Here is a 22,568-nt window from a genome sequence, read left to right as displayed (position 1 = left end):
TCAGGGCGGCGGCTGCTGCCGGGTGATCGTGTCGCGCAGATGGTCGCGTTCGACGGTCAGTGCGGTGTTGTGCGCACGCAGGGCGCTGTTGTCGTCCTCGAGGTCGAGAATCCGCGCGATGGCCGACAGATGGATGCCCTGGCGGGTGAGAGCGGTGATGCGCTGCAGCCGGGCCAGGTCGTCGCCGCTGTAGCGCCGGGTTCCGCCCGCGCTGCGCGCAGGGGTGATCAGGCCGTGCTGCTCGTAGAGGCGCAGGGTGTGGATTTCGATACCGGTGAGCTCGGCAGCCACCGAGATCGGATACACCGCCTGGCCTGAACCCGGCAGATGTCCCTCGCGCCGATCCGCACCCATCCTGCTCCCTTCTCCGTGCGGCAACCAGTTTATCTCTCACCACTCCTTGCACTCTCCTTGCCAGAGTGCTAAATAAATCTGTGTCAGGTAACAGAGGTTATCTGAGGTTCCTTCGAGTGATATAAGGAGTGAACTGGAGGTGGCGACCATGCTGATGCGCACCGATCCGTTTCGTGATCCCGACCGTCGGACGCAGCAGGTGTTCGGCACGCAGGCTCGACCGGTAGCGATGCCGATGGACGCCTGGCGCGAGGGCGACGAGTTCGTGGTGGAGTTCGATCTCCCCGGCGTCGACCCCGATTCGCTGGATGTGGATATCGAACGCAATGTGGTCACGGTGCGGGCGTCGCGCCCGGAACTGGACGCGGGCAGGTCGACGATCGCGGCCGAACGCGTCCGCGGGGTGTTCCGGCGCCAGGTGATGCTGGGTGACAGCCTCGACACCGATCACATTCGCGCCGACTACCGCGACGGCGTGCTCCGAATGCGAATCCCGGTGGCGGACAAGGCCAAACCACGCAAGATCAACGTCGACCGGGTCGCCGGCGACCGGCAGGCGATCACGGTCTGAGCCCGCATCGATCAGTCCTGGACTCCGCACGCCGATGACGACTACGACTGCCTCGCCTGCCGACCACACTCGCGACCTCGAGCCGGATGCGGTCGTGCACTGGCCCGACCCCAGCCCACTGCAGTCGTGGTGGGACACCGTCATGCGTCCCGCCCGCCGCGCCTTCGACCCCACGGAGAGGAGGGAGTTCTCGTGCCGATAATGCTCGCGCTGACCGGTGGCGCCGGCATCGCCGCAGCCGTGGCCATCGCGTACGCCACCGTCGCGGCGACCTACTGGTGGGAGATGCGCACCTCCCGGCCCGACTCCGGCGCCGGCCCGGCGGCCGACATCGACGGTGACAACCGGCGCGGACGTTCGCGCACCCGATCGGGTCTGCCCGCCGCAGCGCACCGATCGGGTGGCGCGTAATCCGTCGGATCCGCTGCTCCGATGGCTATGCTCGGTTCGACTGTGGCATCGGCGGGTTCGGGGCGGTCGCCGGCGCCGCGACAACCGCGAGTGACCGAGGAGCCCCGGTGACCGTCATCCACAACCTGCCCGCGCACGTGCTGTTCGTTCATTTCATCGTGATCCTGGTGCCGTTGACCGCGATCCTGGAAATCGTGTGCGCGCTGTGGCCGGCCGCGCGCCGCGGCCATCTGGTGTGGCTGACGCTGACACTCGCGGTGATCGTCATGGTCCTGACGCCGATCACCATTCACGCCGGCCAATGGCTGTACAACCTGCGCCGCAATCCCGAGGAGATCCTGCGCGAACACGCCGAACGCGGTGAGACGATGCTCTACTTCGCCATCGCCCTGCTGGTCGTCGCGGTGGCTTTGGCCGGGCTTCACCTCGCCGAACGCCGCGGCGCCGATCTCCGCACCCTGATCACGGTGACTGTCGCCGTCTTCGCCGTGGTCGTCGCCGTCGCCTCGATCGTGCAGACCTACCGGGTCGGCGATGCCGGATCGCAATCGGTCTGGGGCGACGAGATCGCACGTCTGCAGAAGAACCGCGGCGACTGACCGACACCGCTTCGGCACAGCTGCCGCCGGAGCGATCAGCTACCCGGGGACGCCAGCATTCGTGCGCGGCGGGTGAGGGTCGCGCCGATGCCGTCCGCGGCCGCCCGCACCGATGCCACGTGACTCTCCGGGTGGAATCGGTGTGACGCGCCGGCGATGCTGATGGCCGCGACCACGGTGTCGGCCTCACGCACCGGCGCCGCCACACACACCAAACCCGGTGCCGATTCCTCGAATTCGTAGGCCACGCCCTCGGCGGCGATCCGGTCGAGTTGCGTGCGCAACGTGCCGGGCAGCACGATCGTGCGTGGAGTGTGGGCGGGCAGCGGGCCGCTCAGCACGCGGTCGCGCAGTGACCGATCCGCATGAGCGAGCAGCGTTTTCCCGATCGCCGTGCAGTGCACCGGCATTCGGCCTCCGATCCGCGACGGCGCACTCGCCTGGCGCCGCCCGCCGATCTTGGTCAGATACACCACGTCCGTACCGTCGAGGACGCCCAGATGCACGGTCTCGTGGATGCGGGCGTTCAGTTCCTCGAGGAACGGGATCGCGACCTCGAGCAGACTCCGCTCGACGGAGGCGCGCATTCCGAGTTCGAACAGGTGGCCGCCGAGGCGATAGCCGCTCTCGGTCCGTTCCAGCAGCCGGACGGTGACCATATCCGCGAGGACCCGGTGCAGGGTCCCCTTCGGCATCCCGGTGCGCCGGCCGATCTCGGCCAGACTCAGGACGCCGTCGTCGATCGAGAACGATTCGAGCACGGCCATCACCTTGCCCAGCACGGTCGACCCGTCGACCGGCCGTGCGCCGATCCTCGCCGACTCCGCCGTACTCACCCGGCCGAGCTTACCCGGGTTCCGCTCAGTGGAACGAAATGCTGGTGCGGCACTGCGCTCCGCCGCGACAGTGAAGGCTCCCCCTTCACCTACTACGCCAGGACCTTGGATGCCGACCTCACGACTCGACGACCGAACCACCGCGGCGACGACCGCCGCGGCACAACGGCTCAGCACCGCGGCGCGAACCGCCATCCCCTGCCGCCCCGTGCGCGACCTGATCGGGACCGACGACGTGACCGCCGCCTACGCGGTGCAGGCGCAGTCGACCGCCGAACGGGTCGCGGCGGGGGCCACGATCGTCGGCCGCAAGATCGGGCTGACCTCACCGGCGGTGCAGCAGCAACTCGGTGTCGACCAACCCGATTTCGGTGTCCTGTTCGACGACATGCGCTTCCGGCAGGACACGCCCATTCCCGCGAGCCGTCTGCTGCAACCGAAGGCCGAAGCCGAGGTCGCGTTCGTGCTCGCTCACGACCTCGCCGACGGTCCACTCGACGACGACCAGGTGCGCGCCGCGGTCGACTACGCCGCGGCCGCGCTGGAAATCGTCGACAGCCGAATTGCCGACTGGGATATCACCTTCGGCGATACCGTCGCCGACAACGGTTCCAGCGGACTGTTCGTCCTCGGATCGCAGCGCCGCACCCTCGACGAGTTCGAACCCGTATCGGCACGGATGACCATGTCCATCGACGGCGTCGAGGTGTCCACCGGGACCGGAGCGGCCTGCCTCGGCGACCCGCTGCGCGCGCTGGCATGGCTGGCGCGCACCGCCCGCGAATTCGGCGAACCGCTGCGTGCGGGCCAGGTGATCCTGTCCGGCGCGCTCGGCCCGATGGTCCCGATCACCGCTCCCGCAACCGTCACGGCCGAGATCTCCGGGCTCGGCTCGGTGACCGCCGTCTTCATCGAGGAGTGACAACCATGAGCGACGAACGTGGCGCCGTCAAGGTGGCCGTCATCGGATCGGGCAATATCGGCACCGATCTGATGATCAAGGTCATCCGGCATTCGACCGTGCTGGAAATGGGCGCGATGGTCGGCATCGATCCGGAATCCGACGGTCTCGCCCGGGCCCGGCGGCTGGGCGTGCCCACCACCTCCGAAGGTGTGCAGGGGCTGTTGCGATTGCCGAACTTCGACGAGATCGAGGTGATCTTCGACGCGACCTCGGCCAAGGCGCACGCGGCCCACGCGGCGGTCCTCGAGCCGCTCGGCAAACGCCTCGTCGATCTCACTCCGGCCGCGCTGGGGCCCTTCGTCGTCCCGGCGGTGAATCTGGACGAACACCGGCACGCGACCGACGTCAACATGGTCACCTGCGGCGGGCAGGCCACCATCCCGATCGTCGCCGCCGTCTCGCGCGTCGCACCGGTCGCCTACGCCGAGATCGTCGCGTCGATCGCCTCGAAGTCCGCCGGCCCGGGGACGCGGGCCAATATCGACGAGTTCACCGAGACCACCGCGCACGCGGTGGAGACCGTGGGCGGGGCCCGCCGGGGCAAGGCGATCATCATCCTCAATCCGGCCGAACCGCCGATGATCATGCGTGACACCGTGCTCTGTCTGACCACGGCGCCGGACGCCGCTACGCAGGAGGCGATTCCCGCATCGATCGAGCAGATGATCGCGCGGGTCGCCACCTATGTGCCGGGCTACCGGCTCAAACAGCAGATCCAGATCACCCCGATACCGGCGGACCAGCCGGTGCACACCCTGCAGCACGCCGACGGCGGTCCGGCGCCGACGCACCAGGTGAGCGTCTTCCTGGAAGTGGAGGGTGCGGCGCACTATCTGCCCGCCTACGCGGGAAATCTCGACATCATGACCTCCGCGGCGATGCGCTATGCCGAATCGGTCGCCGACACGATCGCCGCCCCGGCAGAACAGGGAGCCTCGCGATGACCACGCAACTGTTCATCCAAGACGTCACGCTCCGCGACGGTATGCACGCCGTACGCCACCGCATCACTCCCGACGACGTCGGCGCCATCGTGGCGGCGCTGGACGCGGCGGGAGTCGACGCCGTCGAGGTCGCCCACGGGGACGGGCTCGCCGGCGGCAGCCTGAACTACGGCCCGGGCAGCAATACCGACTGGGAGTGGATCGAGGCCGCGGCCGCCAACCTCACCCACGCCCGGCTGACGACCCTGCTGCTGCCCGGCATCGGCACCATCGACCACCTCGAGCAGGCCTACCGGCTCGGCGTCCGCTCGGTCCGCGTCGCCACCCACTGCACCGAGGCCGACGTCTCCGCCCAGCACATCGGCAAGGCCCGCGAACTCGGCATGGACGTCTCCGGGTTCCTGATGATGTCGCATATGGCCGAACCCGAGCAGCTCGCCGAACAGGCCAAGCTAATGGAAACCTATGGCGCACAGTGCGTTTACGTGACCGACTCCGGCGGCCGGTTGACCCTGAACGGCGTGCGCGACCGTGTGCGCGCCTATCGCCGCGTCCTCGATCCGGCTACCGAGATCGGCATCCACGCGCACGAGAATCTCTCGCTGTCGGTCGCCAATTCCGTTGTCGCCGTGGAGGAAGGCGTCACCCGCGTGGACGCCTCGCTCGCCGGGCACGGCGCGGGCGCGGGCAACTGCCCGATCGAACCGTTCGTCGCCGTCGCCGACCTGTACGGCTGGAAGCACAACTGCGATCTGTTCGCCCTCCAGGACGCCGCCGACGATCTGGTGCGGCCGTTGCAGGATCGCCCGGTGCGGGTGGACCGCGAAACGCTCACCCTGGGATATGCCGGTGTGTATTCATCGTTCCTGCGCCACGCCGAGGCCGCGGCGCAGCGCTACGGATTGGACGCGCGCACCATCCTGCTCGAGGTCGGCCGGCGCGGACTGGTCGGCGGTCAGGAAGATCTCATCGTCGACATCGCACTGGATCTCGTGGGCGAAACCAGCGCCGCGACCGCCTGAAAGGTATCAATTCGCCGGCACCACAACACTTTCGGCCTCGAGGACGAATTCCTGCGGTTCCGGCACGACAGTGGGCTGGTCCGGCTCGGCCGGCCGGCGGGAGGGCAGCAGGGCGCCGGCGGCGGTCGCGGTCGCCGCCGAGGTGAGCGCGGTGGCCCAGCCCACCGGCCCGAGGGGACGGCAACCGAAATACGTCGACAGTCCGGGTGTCATGACGACCGTGCCCAGGAAGGCCGCACTACCGGCCGCGGTGAGCCACACCTGCGGGCTGTGACGCGCGGCCAGAACGGTCTGCCCGAGCTGTGTGCCCACCAGCGCGACCAGGGCGACGGTCGCCGCCCGGCGCTCGGTACCGGTCCAGCGGGCGATCGACCACGCCACAGTGGAGGCGGCCGCGGTGGTGGAGCCGCGGATCACGATCGTGCGACGCAGATCCGCCGCGATATCGGTGCGCGGCCGGGAGGCGAGCTGTTCGGCGAGCAGATCGGCGCGCTCCTGGTGGCCGGTCGGCTCCTCGTCGCCGGACCGCTCGGTCGACAGTGCGACGGCCATCGCCGGGAACATGTCGGTGAGCATGTTGACCAGCAGGAATTGCCTGGTGCCCAACGGTGCCCGGCCCGCGAGCGCGGTGCCGAGGACCGTGAACGCGACCTCACCGGCGTTGCCGCCGACCAGGATGCCGACCGCATCGCTGACGCGCCGCCACATGCCGCGGCCCTCGATCAGCGCATGCAGCAGCACCAGCGGGTCGGGATCGGTCAGCACCAGATCGGCGGCATTGCGGGCGGCGGTCGACCCCTGCGCGGTGAGTCCGATGCCGACGTCGGCGGTGCGGATCGCGGCCGCGTCGTTGCCGCCGTCCCCGGCCATGGCGACCACCTCGCCGCGTCGCTGCAGGGTGGTGACGATGCGAACCTTCTGCTGCGGGCTGACGCGGGCGAAGACACTGCTGCGCGCGATGAGCTCCGACTGGGCGGCATCGTCGAGATCGGCCAGATCGCTCCCCGTCACCACCGGCTCGGCGTCGATGCCGAGATCGGCGGCGATGGCGGAGGCGGTGACGGGATGGTCGCCGGTGATCATCCGCACGCGAATGTCGTTGCGCTGCAACGCGCCGACGAGCGGACGCGCCTGCGGACGCGCGGTGTCGGCGAGCCCGATGAAGCCGAGCAGGGTGAGTTTCTCGACCGCGCTCACCACATCACCCGGTGCCGCGGACAGATCCCGCCGGGCGACGACCAGCACCCGCAGCCCGCGCTCGGCCATGCGATTGATCATGCGGTCGGCGGCGCGGCGATGGGCGGCGGACATCGGTTCGTCGCGATCGTCACCCTCGTGCCGGGTCCGGATCGCGGTGCAGCGGGCGAGCACGATTTCCGGGGCCCCCTTCACGATCAGCCGCCAGCGCCGCCGCCGCGTCTGCCCCAGCGTCGCGGCGTATCCGCGATTCGATTCGAAGGGCAGTTCCTCGATCGTGTCCCAGCGTTCGTCCGAGTCGAGCTGCTCGGCGGCGTCGAGCACCGCCTGATCGGTGGCGTGCACGATCGGGCCCTCGGCAGGATCGGGGCAGGCGTGGGCCGCGGCCCGCAGCAACAGGCGGGCACGCGGGTCGTCGTCCTCCGGCGACCACTGATGATCGAGGTCGGCCAGGGTGGTCAGCCGCAGGCGGCCGAAGGTGAGCGTTCCGGTCTTGTCGAAGCAGATGGTGTTCACCCGGCCCAGGGCCTCCACCGTCCGGCTGGCCCGAACCAGCAGGCCGTGACGCGACAGTCGCCGGGCGACGGCCAGCTGCGCCACCGTGGCGACGAGCGGAAGTCCTTCCGGCACGGCGGCCGTCGCGACCGCGACCCCGTCGGCGATGGCCGCGCGAATACGCTGTCCCCGCAACCATCCCAGCGCCGTGACCAGGGAACCGCCGCCGAGTGTCAGCGGCAGCGCCTGATCGCTGAGCGCACGCAGCTGCGCCTGCACTCCGCCCAGGCGAGGCGGCACGGCGACGGCGGCGGCGCGGTTGGTTTCGGTATCGCACCCGACCGCGACGACCACCGCCACCGCGGCGCCGTTGACGATCGTGCTGGCCTCGTACACCATGCAGCGCCGCTGGTTGAGGTCCGCTCCGGGAGTGGCGGGGCTGTCCTTGGGCACCGTGACCGATTCCCCGGTCAGCGCCGATTCGTCGACCTCCAGGTCCTCGGCTCGCAGCAGCCGTGCATCCGCCGGAACGACATCGCCGGTGCGCAGTGCGATCACGTCGCCGACCGCCAGCGCCGTCCCGGGCACCGATTCGCTCGGCGGCTCGGGATCGTGGTCGAGCGCGGCGCGATCGACGCGGCGCCCGGTGATGCGCTCGTGCGCGATCAGGTCGCGCAGCGCGTTCTCGGCGCGTTGCCGCTGCAAGGCCGACACCACCGCGTTGACCGCCACCACGCCGGCCACCAGTGCGGCGTCGCCGGGTGAGCCCAGTACGGCCGAGGCCGCGGCGCCGACACCGAGAATGGGGGTGAGCGGATCGGCCAGCTCGCGGCGCACGGTGGCGAGAAAACGCGTCGCCGGAGACAGGTGCGCGGGAATGCGGGTGAGCGGTGCGGTCCACGACCGCGCGGGAGGTAGCTCGTCGCGTTCGGGTTCCGGCAGCCGCGTCAACACTTCGTCGGGTTCGAGACTGTGCCAGGGAACCAGCGGTGCGCCCGATTCCGGGAGCCGGCCGCGCGCGGCCTGCACGCCCACCCACATACCCTGCATCAGCCCGCTGGCCTGCGCCGCGGTCACCGGCCACGCGTCGCGGGAGCGGCCCGCGGCCAGCAGCAGACCCGCGAGCGAACACGCCGAGAGCGCGAGGACGCGACCGCGCTCGCTGACCTGCCGGGCGGGAGCCACCGTCAACAGCACGCGCATCACCTGATCGAGATCGCCGCAGACCACATCCGCCGCCCACGGCATCGCCTCGACCTCGCCGGCGCTGATCCGGCTCACGCCGATGGCCACATCCGCGCAGTTCAGATCCTCGGCGGCGTCGGTGGCGACCAGCGCCACCACATGTCCGTCGGACTGCAAGCGCCGCACCAACTCCGCCGCCTGCCCCACCCGCTCGACGAATTCGTCTGCCAGGGGCCGTAATTCGACCGCGTCGCGTTGTCCGCGAACCACCACCTTCAGGCCCGAGGCCCGGGCGGTGAGCATCAGCGTCCGCGCGCGGGGGTCGAGTTCGCGGCCGATCAAGACCCGGCCCACCACGTCCGTTCCGTCGCAGACGTCGTACCAGCCGGGAATCGAGTCGGTGCGGTTGCGGTCCGGATCCGGTCGCAGCCGAAGGCCGCCGGTATCCGGCGGCGCAGCTCCGGCCGCGCCGGGGCTCGACCACAACAGTCGCTGAGCGGCGTTCCATACCCGGGCCGTGGTCCAGTCGGACTTCTCGGCATCTTCCGGTGCGGTTTCGCCGGTGCCGGCAGCGGTTTCGACATCGAGTACCAGGCGGCCGCCTCCGTACAGCACGGCGCCGTCGATCACCAAGGCGCTCAGCCGATCCAGCCGCCGCCACACCGACGGATCCATCGTCAGCACGCCGGAAGCGGCCAGCAGTGACGACACCGCCGCCGCGAAACTCTCCCGGCTCGCCCGCGCAGCCTTCGGCGCGGCGATCGACAGGGCGCGGCCGACCGAGGACAGGCCCTGCCCGGCGGCGACGGCGGCGGCTCCGGCGGCCGCGGCGGCCGACGCCTCGTCCGCGCACCGCTCGACCGGGCCGGGCGGCAGTACCACCGGACGCTCCCGGTGTGGCGGGGAGTGCAAGATATCGCGGGCCCGTCGGTGGCCGTGCTCGACCTCCCACAAGCGCCAACGGGCATGGCGCACACCGTGTTCGGTGACGGCCAGCGCTCGGTGCACCGCATCGACCAGGACGTTCGCGGGGCTGTCACCGGCGGCCTGCGCCAGCGCGTTGGCGGTGGTCAGCAGCAGATCGGTGCGGGCCCGGCCGAGACGTTGTTCCAACAGCCGCCGGATGCGCGGCTGCGAGTCCGCCAGCGCGACCAGCGACTGCACCGTCTCCACGCCGTTGCGCCCGGGAATGGCCGCTCCGACGAAGGTGACACCGGCCGAGATCAGATCACCGGCCAGTGAAATCGCCGCCGACACAACGGGTTCCAGATCGGCGGGATGTTCCGCGCTCGGATCCCAGACGGTATCGGCGACGTCGGCGTCCTCCTCGGCCGCGGCGATCGCCTCCAGCAGGCCGGGCACCACATCATCATCGCGAACCGCGGCGACCACATCCCCGGTCACCGCGTTCACCCGCGTCCAGCGCACACCCGGCAGCGAGCCAACCCTCCGGTGCACGGCCTCCGCGACTCGCTCGCTGCGCTCCGAACGCAGGCCGCGCACCTCCACGAGCACGCGATCCTCGACGGCGGCGATCCGTCTGCCGTCCCGGCGCAGCGCCGGGTTCAGCAGCGACCGCACGTCGCGCTGCAGCTGCGTCGCGATATCGTCGGCCACCTCGGTCAGCCGCAGCGCGGTCTGCGCCGCCGCCACCGCACGCACGGGCAGCCGCGCCGGGCCGCCGATGAGAGCCGTCCCGGTCCGGCCGGCTCCTGACACCACACCGATCAACGCCTGAAACACCGGACCTCCCAGCCCGTACGAGTACCGTCGTCCGAGCTACTACCCAGGATCGGGGAAGCCAACCGCGATATCGGCAGCCTGAGCGGGTCTGATTGTTTCCACCGCCGACGCGGTGCGGCTACAGGCATGCGGCGACCGGTATCCGGTGGGCGGGGCCGTGCGGCGCCGGTGCGGTGAACGACGGGTCCGCTTCGGCCGATGGCTGCTCCGCGGGCATCGGGTCGAGGAATCGGGCGCGTTCGAAAGAGCTGTCGATGGTGAACGCGGCACCGTCGAACCGGGCCGGCCCGGTGAAGCCGGCCGCACCGAAGTCGGCATGGCCACGGAACTGCGCGCTGTCGAAATACGCCCCGCCGTGGAAAGCCGCCCGGTGGAATCGGGCGTCGCCGGAGAAGATCGCCAGTGGAAATTGGGCGCTGCCGCGGAAGGTGGTTCCGTCGAATCGGGCCCGCTCGAATCGGGCGCCGAAAAATTTGGCGCGATCGGTGAACACCGCCTCCCGGAACCACACGGTATCGAAGGTCGCCGCCTGGAAATGGGTGTCGGCGGAGAATGTCGCGCCGTCGAATCGAGTGATGCCCGTCAGGTTCGCGCGTTCGAAATTCGCGGAGCCGCCGAAAACCGCACCGGTGAAATCGGCATCCTCGATTCGCGCATTGCGGAAATCGAAGGTGGCGCGCGACCAGCTGCGCCGCGCGCTGCGGCGGAGGTGGTCGGCGATGACGGACGTGATGGTCCGCCGCACCGTCCGGTCGTATCCGCCGAGCCGGCCGGCCGCACGGGGCAGTCGGAGATAACCGCAGAGCACGTCCACGCATTGCTGGCGCGGTGTGGCCGCGGACGCGTCCGCGATCTCGGCCAGCGTGCGCACGGCGGAGATCTGCGCTTTGCCCTCACCGACATAGAGTTGTGCCGCCGCCGACACGAACATGTCGGCCAGTTGCCACGGCCACCGAAAACGCTTGCGCCGAAAAGAATTCACCGAAGTCGCGTCGCTGTCGAGCAATAGATTCGCCGCCGCGGCCACCGGTGCCGGCCGGCGTTGTACGAGCACTACCATTCGAACCTCCTAAACGCCTGCAACGCCCAGAAAAGCTCTTCACTCGCTGTAACGACGGTATAACCGCTCGACATCCGCCATGACAATCGTCACCGAAAAGTAATCGACCGGCTACGGCGCGCCGGTCGACCTGCGCGGGATCGGGACGCTCGTGGCGGACGGAAATCGCTGTCGGATAACCGTCTTGCCACCTCATTCGAGACCGGCCGATTCGCAGCCCGGAGCGCGATAAAATTCGCCATGTCTCGATGTCTCATCCCGGAGTGACCAGCACATGGGCGCTCGACCGGAAGGCGATGCCACCGCCGCCTTCGACCCGTCGGCCGATCGGGCGGTGGATACTGCGCCGCAACCCACCGCGGACGAGCAGTCCCCCGGCGCGACCAGGCCGCGGCCGCACCCGTCCCCCGCCGCCGATCTCGAGCCCGGCGACCGGATCGACGATTTCGATCTGCTGCTCGAGCTCGGCCGCGGCGCGTTCGCCCAGGTCTTCCTGGCCCGGCAGCGGTCGCTGCAGCGACTGGTGGCGGTGAAGATCTCCGCGGACCACGGCACCGAACCCCAGACCCTGGCTCAGCTGGATCACGAATCCATCGTCCGGGTGTACGACCAGCGGGTGCTGCCGGACCGGGGGCTGAAGCTGCTGTACATGCAATACGTTCCGGGTGGCACGCTGGCCGCGGTGCTGACGCGGGTCCGCGCGACCGCGCCGGAGCGACGCAGCGGGCGGCTGCTGCTGGACGCGGTCGACGAGGCATTGGCGGACAAAGGCGAGATCCCCACCTCGAGCAGCCGCGCGCGGGACGAGATCGCGGCCCTGTCCTGGCCGGAAACCGTCGCCTGGCTCGGCCGCCGGCTCGCCGAAGCCCTCGACTACGCCGAAAGACGCGGTGTGCTGCACCGCGATATCAAACCGGCCAACGTCCTGCTCTCCGCCGACGCCGCACCCAAACTGGCCGACTTCAACATCAGCTTCAGCGACCACGTCGCGGGCAGTAGTCCGGTGGCGTACTTCGGCGGATCGCTGGCCTACATGTCTCCCGAGCATCTCGAGGCGAGCCATCCGCAACTGTCCGGCACGGTGGACGACCTCGACACGCGCAGCGATATCTACGCTCTGGGCGTCATGCTGTGGGAGTTGCTGACCGGGCGCCGCCCGTTTCCGCCGACCGCGGCGAAGGATTCACAGGACTCGGTCGAACAGCTCCTCGACATGCGGCGCCGCCCGATCGCGCCGCAATTCCTCGACGACCTTCCCGCCGACTGCCCGGCCTCACTGCGCCGCGTGCTGCTGACCTGCCTGGCGCCGCGGCGCACCGATCGCTGGGCCAACGGCGCGGAGCTGGCCCAGCAATTCGAGCTCTGCCTCGACCCGCGGGCCCGGGAGCTCGTCGACGCACCACCGGACAGCCATCGGCCGCGCGGGCCGCTGTGGCCGATACCGATTCTGGCGATCGCGATCGCCGTGCCCAATCTGGCCGCCGCATGGTACAACTACTACTACAATAGGACGCTGATCGTCAGCAAACTCACGCCCGAGATCCAGCGGTCCTTCCACGATGTGGCCCAGGTGCTCTATCCGCTGGCCATCGTGGCGGCCACACTCCTGATCCTCTACATCGCGCGCCATCTCATCGAGGTGTCCATCGGACTGCACAACGGGCGTGACTATCCCGAGGCCGTTCTCACGAGCGCTCGCATCGATGCGCTGCGGCTCGGCAACCGGGTGGCCGCCATCGCTTTCGTGTTCTGGTTCGCCGGTGGCGTGATATTTCCGGTGATGCTGAATCTCGTCGCCGGCGGCGTGCCGCGCGGCACCTACACGCATTTCCTGCTGTCCCTGGTCGTCTGCGGTGCGGTCGCCCTGGCCTACCCGTACTTCGCGATCACCTGGTACGTGGTGCGGTTCCTGTACCCGCTCTTCCTGGCCCACGGACGGTCCGCCGCCGCCGACGTCGAACACCTGCGCCGGCTCGCCCGGCGTACCGGCATCTACCTCACCGCGGCCGCCGCCGTACCGCTGGTGGGCGTCACGGGCATCACGTTCCTGCCGGCGCCGGATATCGAATCCATCATCTGGGCGATCCGCATCCTGTGCGTCGGCGGCATCATCGGCTTCATCCTCGCCTACGTGTGCTACGAGGTCATCGAGAAGGACCTGCGGGCACTCGAACGCGTCGCGGCCGCATCCACCACCGACGCGGAATAGGCGAGCGCCGCGTCAGGACAGCAGCGGTCCGTCGGCCCAGCGGTACAGGTGAGCGATGGCCGGATCGACGATCGCGCCGGGCAGCGCGGCCAGGTCGGCTTCGAAACGACTCACCACGGCCGGCGCGGTTTCGGGACGCCCCCGGAGCAGCAGGGTGCGTTTGATTCGCTTCCCGGACCACACGACTCGCGCGCCGGCGAGGCGGGTCAGTGCCACGGCGTCGGCGTCGGCGGGCCGCCCCGGCCAGGCTGCGCCGAGATCGGCACAGGTCACGTCCCAGGTCATCCCGAGCCCGCCGACGCTGCCGGGCAGATCCTCTCCGCCGGAGGCCGCGGGCGGGCCGGCGCCTCATCATCGTTCGTGACCCGCGACACACCCACCCTCGATCCCGGCCACCGGGACCCACGCGCCACCCAGCGACATCGCGCGCCGACGCCGCGTGAACCCGCAATCGCGGGCAGCGGTGCGTGGCGGGATGCGGTAGTGGTATTCCGAAACCAGGCGCCGGCGATCCGACTGTGCGCGGATCGAAAACTGCTGGGAGGTAGCGACTGTGGCGGTCGGATCGGAGCCCGCGCTTCGGTACCGGGTGTTTCGCCGGGCCGAGGTCAGGGTGCTCCTGCGTACCATGCGGGCGGCGTGGTCGGACGAATTGTCCGATTGGGCGGCGGCATTGACGTACTACAGCATGTTGTCGCTGTTTCCGGCGCTGCTGATCGCCATCGTGGTGCTGAGCATCGCCGGACCCGCCCCCGCCGACTCGCTCGCGGGCGCGGCCGGGCGGCTGGGGCCCGGCGGCGGCACCTCACTGATCGCCGAGTCGATTCATCATCTGCAGTCGGTCAAATCGCTGTCCGGTCCGATGGCGGTCGTGGGCCTGTTGTCGGCGTTCTGGACCGTATCGACCTACCTGGGGGCGTTCATCCGAGCGGCCAACGCCCTCTACGGAGTGCGGGAGAGCCGATCCCTGTGGCGCACACTGCCGCTGCGCTTCGCGCTGGGTCTGGTACTGGTGGTCGCCGTGGTCGTCACCGTGCTCGGCTTCGCCATCACTCCGGGCCTCGCCGAACACGCCGGCAACCGGATCGGAATGGGTTCGGCGGGCCTGCTCGTCTGGTCGATCGTGAAGTGGCCGCTGCTGGCCCTGCTGGTGAGTGTGGCACTGGCGCTGCTGTATTGGGTCGCGCCGAATACCGAGGGCCAGCGGTTGCGCTGGCTCACCTCCGGAAGCGTGATCGCCGTGGGCATCTGGATCGCGGGGTCGGCCGGACTGGCCCTGTACGCCGCGCATTTCGACTCGCTCAATCGCGTGTACGGGTCACTGACCGCGGCGATCGTCCTGCTGATGTGGTTGTGGCTCACCAACTTCGCGATTCTGCTCGGCGCGGTCGTCGACGCCCAGATCACCCGCCAGCGAATGTTGCGCGAGCACCCCGGGCCGTGATCGGCATCGCGGTCACGAGGCTCGCGACCGCCCGGCGGCCGGTGGCGCGGAGTGCGGGTCGAGCCGGCGGTTGGTGGCCGCCAGTTGCCAGGCCGTCGCGGCCTCGAGCCGCTCGACCCGGGTGGGGTCGAGCCGGCCGCAGATGTGGTCCCAGTGCAGCGCGAGATGATCGCCCACCTCGACATCGGCGGCATCGATGCCCGCGCCGGCAAGCTCGATGCGGCGCGGCGACGCTGCCGAGAGCGACAGGTGCGAATCGCTCCAGCGCAGCCGGCGCACGGAAACCGTCGCGGTGGTGGCATCTCGCGCGCACACCCGCGCCCAGCTGATCCGGCAGTTGTCGAGCACGCGCAGCGGCAGGTCCGCGGGACCCCGGTCGAGCAGACGGGTCCACGGATAGATGCCGAACACGTGGAAGTTGTGGTTGGGCGCGCTTTCCGGAGCCAGCTCCGGGCCCAGATGACGCCAGTACCCACCGGCGATCGGTCCGATCACCGACAACAGCTTCGACAGGAATTCCGCCCGGTCGATGCCGGCGCCGACTCCCCCACCGAGCCAATAGGATTCGACCAGTCGCGGGTCGAGCGGATCGCCGATCCCGGTCATCGACGACAGCACCCGCAGATACGGCCAGGCTCCGGAGAAGCGCCGTGCCACGGCCCGGATCTCGGCATCGGTCCCGCCGGCCAGCGCGGGGGCGTCGGCCGGGCCGCAGTAGCCCAGCGCGTTCGGCGCGTAGGCGTACCGCGCGAACATCTGCGGCCCGCTCATGTCGGGCCCTCGTGGGCCGTCCGCGGGGATCGCCCGCGCCGCCACAGGATCAGCGCCAGCAGCCAAGTCGCGAGGAACAGCGCCACCACGACGAAACCCATCGCTCCCAGATCGAGGCCGCCGATCCAGGCCAGCGGGCCGGAGGTGATGCCCAGTGCGCCGGTGACCACGGAGACGATCTCCTGGGCGCCGATCAGCAGGGCCACCGCGACCGACAGCCCGGTCACCAGCAGGTTGTAGTAGATCTTGCGCGCCGGCGCGACGCAGGCCCAGCCGTAGGCGGCGTTCATACACGCCCCGTCCAGCGAGTCGAACAGCGTCATCCCGGCCGAGAACAGCAGCGGCAGAACGACGATCGCGTACCAGGGCAGGTCGGTGTCGGCCGCCGCGCCACCGGCGAGCACCAGCAGACTCACCTCGGTGACCGTGTCGAATCCCAGCCCGAACAGCACTCCGATCGGATACATCTGCCCCGGCCTGCGAACCGCGCGGACCAGCGGATCCAGCACCCGGTTCAGGGCCCCACGGGCGTGCAGCCGGGAGTCGAGGTCTCGCTCGTCGCCCTCGCCCCGGCGCAGTGCTCGTCCGATTCCGATGAGCGACACCAGGTTCAGCAGGCCGATGAGCAACAGGAAGGTTCCCGAGACTCCGCTGCCGAAGGTACCGGTCCAGCGCCGCAGGCCGGAACCGTCGTCCTCGACACCGGATGCCAGTGCCCGAGCGCCCAGTGCCAGCGCACCGACCATGACGAAGACGACGGTGGAATGTCCCAGCGAGAACCAGAATCCGACCGACAGCGGTTGTCTGCGCTCGCCCACCAGCTTGCGGGTGGTGTTGTCGATGGCGGCGATATGGTCGACGTCGAAGGCGTGCCGCATCCCCAGCGTGTAGGCGGTCACGCCCAATCCGGCGCCGAACACCACGTTGCCGACCGCATAGTGGCCCGGAACGACCAGGGCGGCCAGCAGCCCCCACCCCGCGACGTGCAGCGCGGCCACGGTCACGGCCATGCCGATCACGTCGCGGCGCCGGCCGCGCCGGTCTCGTGCCCACCTCCGGGCGGGCGATATCGTCACCGACGGCCGCATCGTATCTCCCGCCTGCGCCCCCACCGGACGCTCAGCAGATCCGCGGAAGCTGTTCGCCGGCGGGCAGATCCACCACCCGGGTACCGCCGAGGGCGGTGCGCGCGACCACCATCCCGGGATGTTCGTCGACGCAGACGCCGATCGCGCAGGCCCGCGCGCCCAGCGGATGGGCCCGCATGGCCGCCAGCGCGCGGTCCGCGTCCTCGGCGGCGACGAAGGCGATCGCCTTCCCCTCGTTGGCCACGTACAGCGGATCCAGTCCGAGCAATCCGCAGGCATCGCGGACCGCGTCCGGAATCGGCAGTGCGCGTTCGTCCAGCCGCACACCGACATGCGCCGCTTTCGCGATCTCGTTCAGCGTCGCCGCGACCCCGCCACGGGTGGGGTCGCGCAGCATGTGCACATCGGCGCCGGTCTCGAGAATCGCGGCCACCAGACCGTTCAGCGCGGCGGTGTCACTGCGCACGGTGGTGCCGAATTCCAGGCCCTCGCGGCAACTCATCACCGCCACTCCGTGCACGCCGATATCACCGCTGACCAGCACGACGTCGCCGGGCCGGGCGCCCTCGGGGCGGATGTCGACCCCCGCGGGCACCAGCCCGATGCCCGCGGTGTTGACGAAGATGCCGTCTCCGTGACCGGAGTCGACCACTTTCGTATCGCCGGTCACCAGCTTCACCCCGGCGGTGACGGCGGCGGCGCCCATGGCTTCGGCGACCCGCGCGATATCGGCCAGGTCGGTGCCCTCTTCCAGGATGAACGCCGTCGACAGCACCAGGGGCTGCGCACCGGCCATGGCCAGATCGTTCACGGTGCCGTTGACCGCCAGCTCGCCGATCGTGCCGCCGGGAAAGACGAGCGGTTTCACCACGAACGAATCGGTGGAGAAGGCCAGCCTGGCGGCCCCGACCTCGACCACCGCCGCATCCCCGAGCGCGGCGTCGGCGGCGGCGCCGAACGCGGGCAGGAACAGATGCTCGATCAGCTCGCCCGACATCGCACCTCCGCCGCCGTGCGCCATCACGATGGTCGGCGAATCCCGCAGCGGCAGCGGGCACACCCAGCTGTCCGCGTCGAATACCGGTGCCGGGGTGGAGGTTCCGGCGTGGTCAAGCATGAGCCACCTCCGCCGGCAGATCCAGGCGGCGATACAGGTAGTAGGCGGCGCAGGCGCCCTCGGAGGACACCATCGTGGCGCCCAGCGGGTTACGCGGTGTGCAGCGGGTGCCGAACGCCGCGCAATCGGTCGGCTTGATCAGCCCCTGCAGCACCTCTCCCGAGCGGCAGACCGACGATTCGGCGGTGTGGATATCGCCCACCCTGAATCGGTATTCGGCGTCGAAGTCGCGATAGCGCGGCGAGAGCCGCCACCCGCTGCGCGGAATGACGCCGATGCCGCGCCAGCCGCGATCGGTGACCTCGAAGACGTCCTGCAGCATGGCCTTCGCGGCCGGATTGCCCTCCGCGGGTACCGCACGCGGATAGGCGTTCTCGACCTCGCAGCGTCCCTGTTCGAGCTGGATCACCGTGCGGCGGATACCCTCGAGAATATCCAGCGGCTCGAATCCCGTGACCACCATGGGAACTCGGTACTTCCGCGCCAGCGGCGGGTATTCGCCGATACCCATCACCGAGCACACGTGACCGGCGGCCAGGAACGCCTGGACCCGGCAGTCCGGGGATTCCATGATCGCGGCGATCGCCGGCGGGACCAGCACGTGCGAGACCAGCAGCGAGAAGTTCTCGATGCCCAGCCGCCGGGCCTGATACACCGTCATGGCGTTGGCCGGGGCGGTGGTCTCGAATCCGATCCCGAAGAACACCACCTGACGGTCGGGATTCTGTTTGGCGAGGGTGAGCGCGTCGAGCGGCGAATACACCACTCGCACGTCGCCGCCCTCGCTCTTGATCCGGAACAGATCCTTGGAACTGCCCGGCACCCGCAGCATGTCGCCGAAGGAGCAGAAGATGACCTCCGGGCGGGCGGCGATCTCGAGCGCCTTGTCGATCACCTCCAGCGGTGTGACGCAGACCGGGCAGCCGGGGCCGTGAATCATCTCGATGGTGTCCGGCAGCAGCTGGTCGATGCCGTGCCGGATGATCGAATGCGTCTGCCCGCCACAGACTTCCATGATCGACCAGCGGCGCGAGGTCGCGGCGCGGATGCGTTCGAGCAGGCGCTGAGCCAGTTCGGGATTGCTGAATTCGTCCAGGTATTTCATCGGTTCACCTCGTCGTCGCGGGCGGACTCCGACGGTGCGCCGGAGGTGGGATCGGGAAGGCCGGACTGCCGGGCGGCGATGGCGAATCCGTCGCCGAATTCCTCGTTCAGCACACCGAGGTGTTCGAATTCGGCCAGGGTGGCCAGCGCCGACTCCTCGTCGAGGCGCTGAATGGCGAATCCGACGTGCACGACGACGTAGTCGCCGACCGCGGCATCCGGAATGTATTGCAGGCACACGTCTTTGTGGACACCGCCGAAGTCGACAACCGACATCAGCGTGCCGTCGCGCTCGTACAGGTCGAGCACCTTCCCCGGGACTGCCAGGCACATGATCGGTTCCTTCCTTTCGCTCATCGAGCCCCGGCGGCGAGCAGCTGCCCGAATGCCAGGCCGCCGTCGTTGGGTGGCACTCTGTGATGAGTGATGACGTGAAAACCCTCGTCCCGCAGCCGTTTTCGCGAGAGCGAGAGCAGCAGCGCGTTCTGGAACACGCCGCCGGAGAGGGCCACCGGCACACCCGGTTCGCCGAACCGGCGCGCCAGGGCGGCCACGAGTTCGGCGACCGCGACGTGGAAGCGCGCGCCGACGAGGTCCGCACCGGCTCCCGCCGCGAGGTCGGCGACCACCGCCGCCAGCACCGGAGCCGGATCGATTCGCACGGCGCCGTCGGGATCCGCCGCGCCGAGCGCGAATCGGTAGCCGTGGCCGGGATCCGCGTCGCGGGCGCGGGCCTCCAATTCGATGGCGGCCTGGGCCTCGTAGTCGACCACGTGGCGCACGCCCGCCAGCGACGCCACCGCGTCGAACAGCCGTCCCATACTCGAGGTGGGAACGCAGCCCAGCCCGGTGCGGAGTTGATGGGCGAGGACCCGGCGCTCGGCGGGCGGGCACGCGGCGACCGCGGCGAGGGATTCCTCCCACGGGATGCCGGCGGCGTGCAGATGAGCCAGCGCCATCCGGTAGGGCCGGTGCACGCTGGCGTCACCACCCGGTAGCGCGACGTAGGCCAGATGCGCCAGGCGCCGGAACCCCTTGTAGCCGGCGGCCAGCACCTCCCCACCCCAGATCGCCCCGTCCGGGCCGAAACCCGTTCCGTCGAAGGCCATTCCGAGGACGGTCGACGAGCCGGGCAGGCCGTGCTCCCCCATCACCGCCGCGATGTGGGCGTGGTGATGTTGCACGGTGTGTACCGGCCGTCCGGCCGCGGCCCGTCGCGCCCAGGCGCTGGAGCGGTAGCCGGGATGGGCGTCGACCGCCAGCCGCGCCGGGTGCACTCCGGTCAGTTCCTCCAGATGGTGTTCGGCGGCGCCGAATGCGCGCAGCGTGGCGAGATCGTCCATATCGCCGATGTGCTGGCTCAACCACGCGTACCGGCCCTCGGCGACCGCGCAGGTGTTCTTCACATCCGCGCCGACCGCGAGGACGGGCGCCGACTCCTGCGGCAGCGCCAGCGGCAGCGGCGCGTACCCCCGGGAGCGGCGGATCGGCAGTTCGACGCCGTCGACCAGCCGGACCACCGAATCGTCGCAGGGCACGAGGATGCGGCGGTCGTGGTCCAGCACGGCGTCGGCCAGTTCCGGCAGCCGCCGCGCGGCGTCCTCGTCGGTGTAGCAGAGGGGTTCGCCGCCGAGATTGGCCGAGGTCATCACCAGCGCGAGTGGTCCGGGCGAGTCGCCGGGCAGTCCGAACAGCAGCAGGTGCAGCGGGGTGTAGGCCAGCATCACCCCGAGATCGCGAAGGCCCGGCGCCACCGCGTCCGTCAGCACGTGCCCGCGCCGCGGCAGCAGCACGATCGGGCGCTGGGGTCCGCTCAGCACCGCCGCGGCGGCCGCGTCGACGTGTGCGACGGTGCGGGCCGCGGCCGGATCGGCGACCATGACGGCGAAGGGTTTGGCGCCGCGGCGTTTACGCACGCGCAGCCGCGCCACCGCATCCTCGTCGTCGGCGGCGCAGGCGAGGTGATAGCCGCCGATCCCCTTGACCGCCACGATTCCGCCCTCGCGCAACGTCTTTCGCGCGGCGGCCACGGGATCACCGGTTCCCGGACCGGAGTAGCGCAGGGTGGGCCCGCAGTCCGGGCAGGCGATCGGCTGGGCGTGGAAGCGGCGATCGGCGGGATCGTGATACTCGCGCGCGCAGCGCTCGCACATGGCGAAATCGGCCATCGACGTCCGCTCGCGGTCGTAGGGCAGACTCGCGATGATGGTGAATCTCGGCCCGCAGTTGGTACAGGTGATGAACGGATGCCGGTAGCGGCGATCGGCGGGATCGGCCAGCTCCCGCGCACAATCGGCGCAGATCGCCACATCGGGCGAGGCCAGGGTGCGGCCGCTGCCACGGGTCGTGCCGGCGATGTGGAATCCGGTTCCGCCGCGCACCGGCAGATCGGTGCGCTCCACGGAGTCGACTACGGCCAGCGGGGGCGGCCGATGGCGCACCCGATCGGTGAATTCGGCCAGTGCCCAGGGTGTTCCCTCGATGTCGACGATCACCCCGTCGCTGTCGTTGGCGACACTGCCGGTCAGTGCGAGTTCGGCGGCGGTGCTGTAGACGAAGGGCCGGAATCCCACGCCCTGCACCACACCGCGCACGATCAGCCGGCACCGAGCGCGCCCGGTGTCGGCTCCTCGCGCCGCCTCGGTACTCACGGTTCGCCCCGGCTCAGCAGTCGCAGTCCGGCGAGCGCCTCGCGGGCCCCCGCCTCGTCGGTGCGCTCGACCGCGAGGCCCATGTGGATGATCACCCAGTCACCCGGTCCCACCGGATCGTCTTCCAGCAGGCCGATATTCACCTTGCGCTCGGCGCCGGAGACATCGACGAGAGCCAGCTGACCCGCGTAGCCGTCGACGATCTCCACGACCCGGCCCGGAATTCCGAGGCACACGATCACACCTCCGTTCGCGACATCCGCAGTTGCGCGATCACCCGCGCCACGGTCTCGGCACCCTCGTCCACCGCGGCCGCCACCGGTTCGGACAGGCCGATCCCCTCATCGGTCGACAGCACCTGACAGCCCACGACCACGGTGGGTGGCACGACCCCGCCCAGCGCCCGCACCCCCGCGAACACCGCCGCCGGATCCATCCCGTGGGCGTCCAGACCGGCCGGCGCCTCCTGGTCCGGTTCGGCGCGCATCACCTCGATGCGGCCCGCCGCGCCCCGATTCGGGACCGCGTCGACCAGGACCAGCGCATCCCAGGGATCGAGCAGGTCGTAGGCCAGATGCATACCGCGGATGCCGTAGTCGACCACCCGCACGCCGTCCTCGCGGTCCGGCGGTATCCGCCGCACCACCTCGGGGCCGAATCCGTCGTCGCCGAGAAAGATGTTGCCGATTCCGGCGACCAGCACCCGGCTGTTCACATGCGCCGCATTCGCAGATACCGGCGCATATCCGGAATCGAGCGGATTCCGATCAGCGCCAGGACGACGACCGCCGCCGCGACGATTC

21 protein-coding genes are annotated in these 22,568 nt (G+C 70.0%); 8 read left to right on the top strand and 13 right to left on the bottom strand.

Annotation, left to right across the window (positions count from 1 at the left end; genetic code table 11):
* The gene (locus tag A5789_RS27405; RefSeq protein WP_063014103.1) at positions 1-354 is read right to left on the bottom strand and encodes a MerR family transcriptional regulator; all 354 of its coding nucleotides are present in this window, start codon (positions 352-354) and stop codon (positions 1-3) included.
* A gap of 133 nt (positions 355-487) precedes the next feature.
* Between A5789_RS27405 and A5789_RS27400 the strand changes: the two genes are divergently transcribed.
* The 3 genes from A5789_RS27400 (at position 488) to A5789_RS27390 (ending at position 1,935) form a co-directional block, all read left to right on the top strand.
* Positions 488-925 (top strand): Hsp20/alpha crystallin family protein, encoded by a 438-nt coding sequence (locus A5789_RS27400; RefSeq protein WP_174554972.1) that lies wholly within the window; start codon positions 488-490, stop codon positions 923-925.
* 192 nt (positions 926-1,117) lie between these two features.
* Positions 1,118-1,336 carry a hypothetical protein gene (locus tag A5789_RS27395; protein WP_146098738.1) on the top strand — a complete coding sequence of 73 codons (219 nt, stop codon included), beginning with the start codon at positions 1,118-1,120 and terminating at the stop codon, positions 1,334-1,336.
* Positions 1,337-1,443: 107 nt separating this feature from the next.
* Positions 1,444-1,935: a DUF2231 domain-containing protein gene (locus A5789_RS27390; RefSeq protein WP_063014108.1), complete on the top strand. Its 492-nt coding sequence runs from the start codon at positions 1,444-1,446 to the stop codon at positions 1,933-1,935.
* Positions 1,936-1,970: 35 nt separating this feature from the next.
* On the opposite strand, the gene A5789_RS27385 is transcribed toward A5789_RS27390, so the two are convergent.
* Positions 1,971-2,702, bottom strand: a complete 732-nt coding sequence (locus tag A5789_RS27385) for an IclR family transcriptional regulator (protein WP_063014191.1) — start codon at positions 2,700-2,702, stop codon at positions 1,971-1,973.
* A 178-nt stretch (positions 2,703-2,880) separates the two neighbouring features.
* On the opposite strand from A5789_RS27385, the gene A5789_RS27380 reads away from it, so the two are divergent.
* From A5789_RS27380 to dmpG, 3 genes are read left to right on the top strand one after another with little or no spacing between them, the layout of a single operon-like run.
* The gene (locus tag A5789_RS27380; protein ID WP_064906849.1) at positions 2,881-3,693 is read left to right on the top strand and encodes a 2-keto-4-pentenoate hydratase; all 813 of its coding nucleotides are present in this window, start codon (positions 2,881-2,883) and stop codon (positions 3,691-3,693) included.
* Between the two features lie 5 nt (positions 3,694-3,698).
* Entirely contained in the window at positions 3,699-4,679 is a 981-nt protein-coding gene (locus A5789_RS27375) for an acetaldehyde dehydrogenase (acetylating) (protein WP_064906850.1), read from the top strand.
* Positions 4,676-5,701, top strand: coding sequence for a 4-hydroxy-2-oxovalerate aldolase (gene dmpG, locus A5789_RS27370; RefSeq protein ID WP_063014114.1), 1,026 nt, complete (start codon positions 4,676-4,678; stop codon positions 5,699-5,701). The genes A5789_RS27375 and dmpG overlap by 4 nt, the downstream gene beginning before the upstream one ends.
* A gap of 6 nt (positions 5,702-5,707) precedes the next feature.
* On the opposite strand, the gene A5789_RS27365 is transcribed toward dmpG, so the two are convergent.
* Both A5789_RS27365 and A5789_RS27360 read right to left on the bottom strand, forming a co-directional pair.
* Entirely contained in the window at positions 5,708-10,321 is a 4,614-nt protein-coding gene (locus A5789_RS27365) for a cation-translocating P-type ATPase (protein ID WP_064906851.1), read from the bottom strand.
* Positions 10,322-10,439: 118 nt separating this feature from the next.
* On the bottom strand, positions 10,440-11,381 hold the full coding sequence (locus A5789_RS27360; protein WP_082940996.1) for a pentapeptide repeat-containing protein: 942 nt from the start codon (positions 11,379-11,381) through the stop codon (positions 10,440-10,442).
* Between the two features lie 274 nt (positions 11,382-11,655).
* On the opposite strand from A5789_RS27360, the gene A5789_RS27355 reads away from it, so the two are divergent.
* Entirely contained in the window at positions 11,656-13,590 is a 1,935-nt protein-coding gene (locus tag A5789_RS27355; protein ID WP_218402631.1) for a serine/threonine-protein kinase, read from the top strand.
* A gap of 12 nt (positions 13,591-13,602) precedes the next feature.
* Here A5789_RS27355 and A5789_RS27350 read toward each other — a convergent pair whose 3' ends face one another.
* Entirely contained in the window at positions 13,603-13,875 is a 273-nt protein-coding gene (locus tag A5789_RS27350; protein ID WP_064906853.1) for a hypothetical protein, read from the bottom strand.
* 328 nt (positions 13,876-14,203) lie between these two features.
* On the opposite strand from A5789_RS27350, the gene A5789_RS27345 reads away from it, so the two are divergent.
* On the top strand, positions 14,204-15,034 hold the full coding sequence (locus A5789_RS27345) for a YihY/virulence factor BrkB family protein (RefSeq protein ID WP_064906888.1): 831 nt from the start codon (positions 14,204-14,206) through the stop codon (positions 15,032-15,034).
* A gap of 12 nt (positions 15,035-15,046) precedes the next feature.
* Here A5789_RS27345 and A5789_RS27340 read toward each other — a convergent pair whose 3' ends face one another.
* The 8 genes from A5789_RS27340 to A5789_RS27305 are packed head-to-tail and all read right to left on the bottom strand — an operon-like array spanning position 15,047 to position 22,480.
* Complete coding sequence (locus tag A5789_RS27340; protein ID WP_064906889.1) at positions 15,047-15,805, bottom strand: DUF6390 family protein; 759 nt, start codon at positions 15,803-15,805, stop codon at positions 15,047-15,049.
* Positions 15,802-16,893, bottom strand: coding sequence for a HoxN/HupN/NixA family nickel/cobalt transporter (locus A5789_RS27335; RefSeq protein ID WP_197516747.1), 1,092 nt, complete (start codon positions 16,891-16,893; stop codon positions 15,802-15,804). Before A5789_RS27335 ends, A5789_RS27340 begins: the two co-directional genes overlap by 4 nt.
* 31 nt (positions 16,894-16,924) lie before the next feature.
* Positions 16,925-18,010 (bottom strand): hydrogenase expression/formation protein HypE, encoded by a 1,086-nt coding sequence (gene hypE / locus A5789_RS27330; RefSeq protein WP_064906854.1) that lies wholly within the window; start codon positions 18,008-18,010, stop codon positions 16,925-16,927.
* Positions 18,003-19,115: a hydrogenase formation protein HypD gene (gene hypD, locus A5789_RS27325; protein WP_064906855.1), complete on the bottom strand. Its 1,113-nt coding sequence runs from the start codon at positions 19,113-19,115 to the stop codon at positions 18,003-18,005. Before hypD ends, hypE begins: the two co-directional genes overlap by 8 nt.
* Positions 19,112-19,447: a HypC/HybG/HupF family hydrogenase formation chaperone gene (locus A5789_RS27320; RefSeq protein WP_063014128.1), complete on the bottom strand. Its 336-nt coding sequence runs from the start codon at positions 19,445-19,447 to the stop codon at positions 19,112-19,114. Before A5789_RS27320 ends, hypD begins: the two co-directional genes overlap by 4 nt.
* Positions 19,448-19,467: 20 nt before the next feature.
* Positions 19,468-21,765: a carbamoyltransferase HypF gene (gene hypF, locus A5789_RS27315; protein WP_063014130.1), complete on the bottom strand. Its 2,298-nt coding sequence runs from the start codon at positions 21,763-21,765 to the stop codon at positions 19,468-19,470.
* Entirely contained in the window at positions 21,762-22,001 is a 240-nt protein-coding gene (locus A5789_RS27310; RefSeq protein ID WP_063014200.1) for a HypC/HybG/HupF family hydrogenase formation chaperone, read from the bottom strand. Before A5789_RS27310 ends, hypF begins: the two co-directional genes overlap by 4 nt.
* Before the next feature lie 2 nt (positions 22,002-22,003).
* Positions 22,004-22,480 carry a hydrogenase maturation protease gene (locus A5789_RS27305; RefSeq protein ID WP_064906856.1) on the bottom strand — a complete coding sequence of 159 codons (477 nt, stop codon included), beginning with the start codon at positions 22,478-22,480 and terminating at the stop codon, positions 22,004-22,006.
* Positions 22,481-22,568 lie beyond the last annotated feature (88 nt).

The organism is Nocardia sp. 852002-51101_SCH5132738 (assembly GCF_001665695.1).
Classification (GTDB): Bacteria; Actinomycetota; Actinomycetes; order Mycobacteriales; family Mycobacteriaceae; genus Nocardia; species Nocardia nova.
The sequence above is the reverse complement of the archived record's forward strand: the minus strand, read 5'-3'. Positions and strand labels throughout refer to the sequence as shown.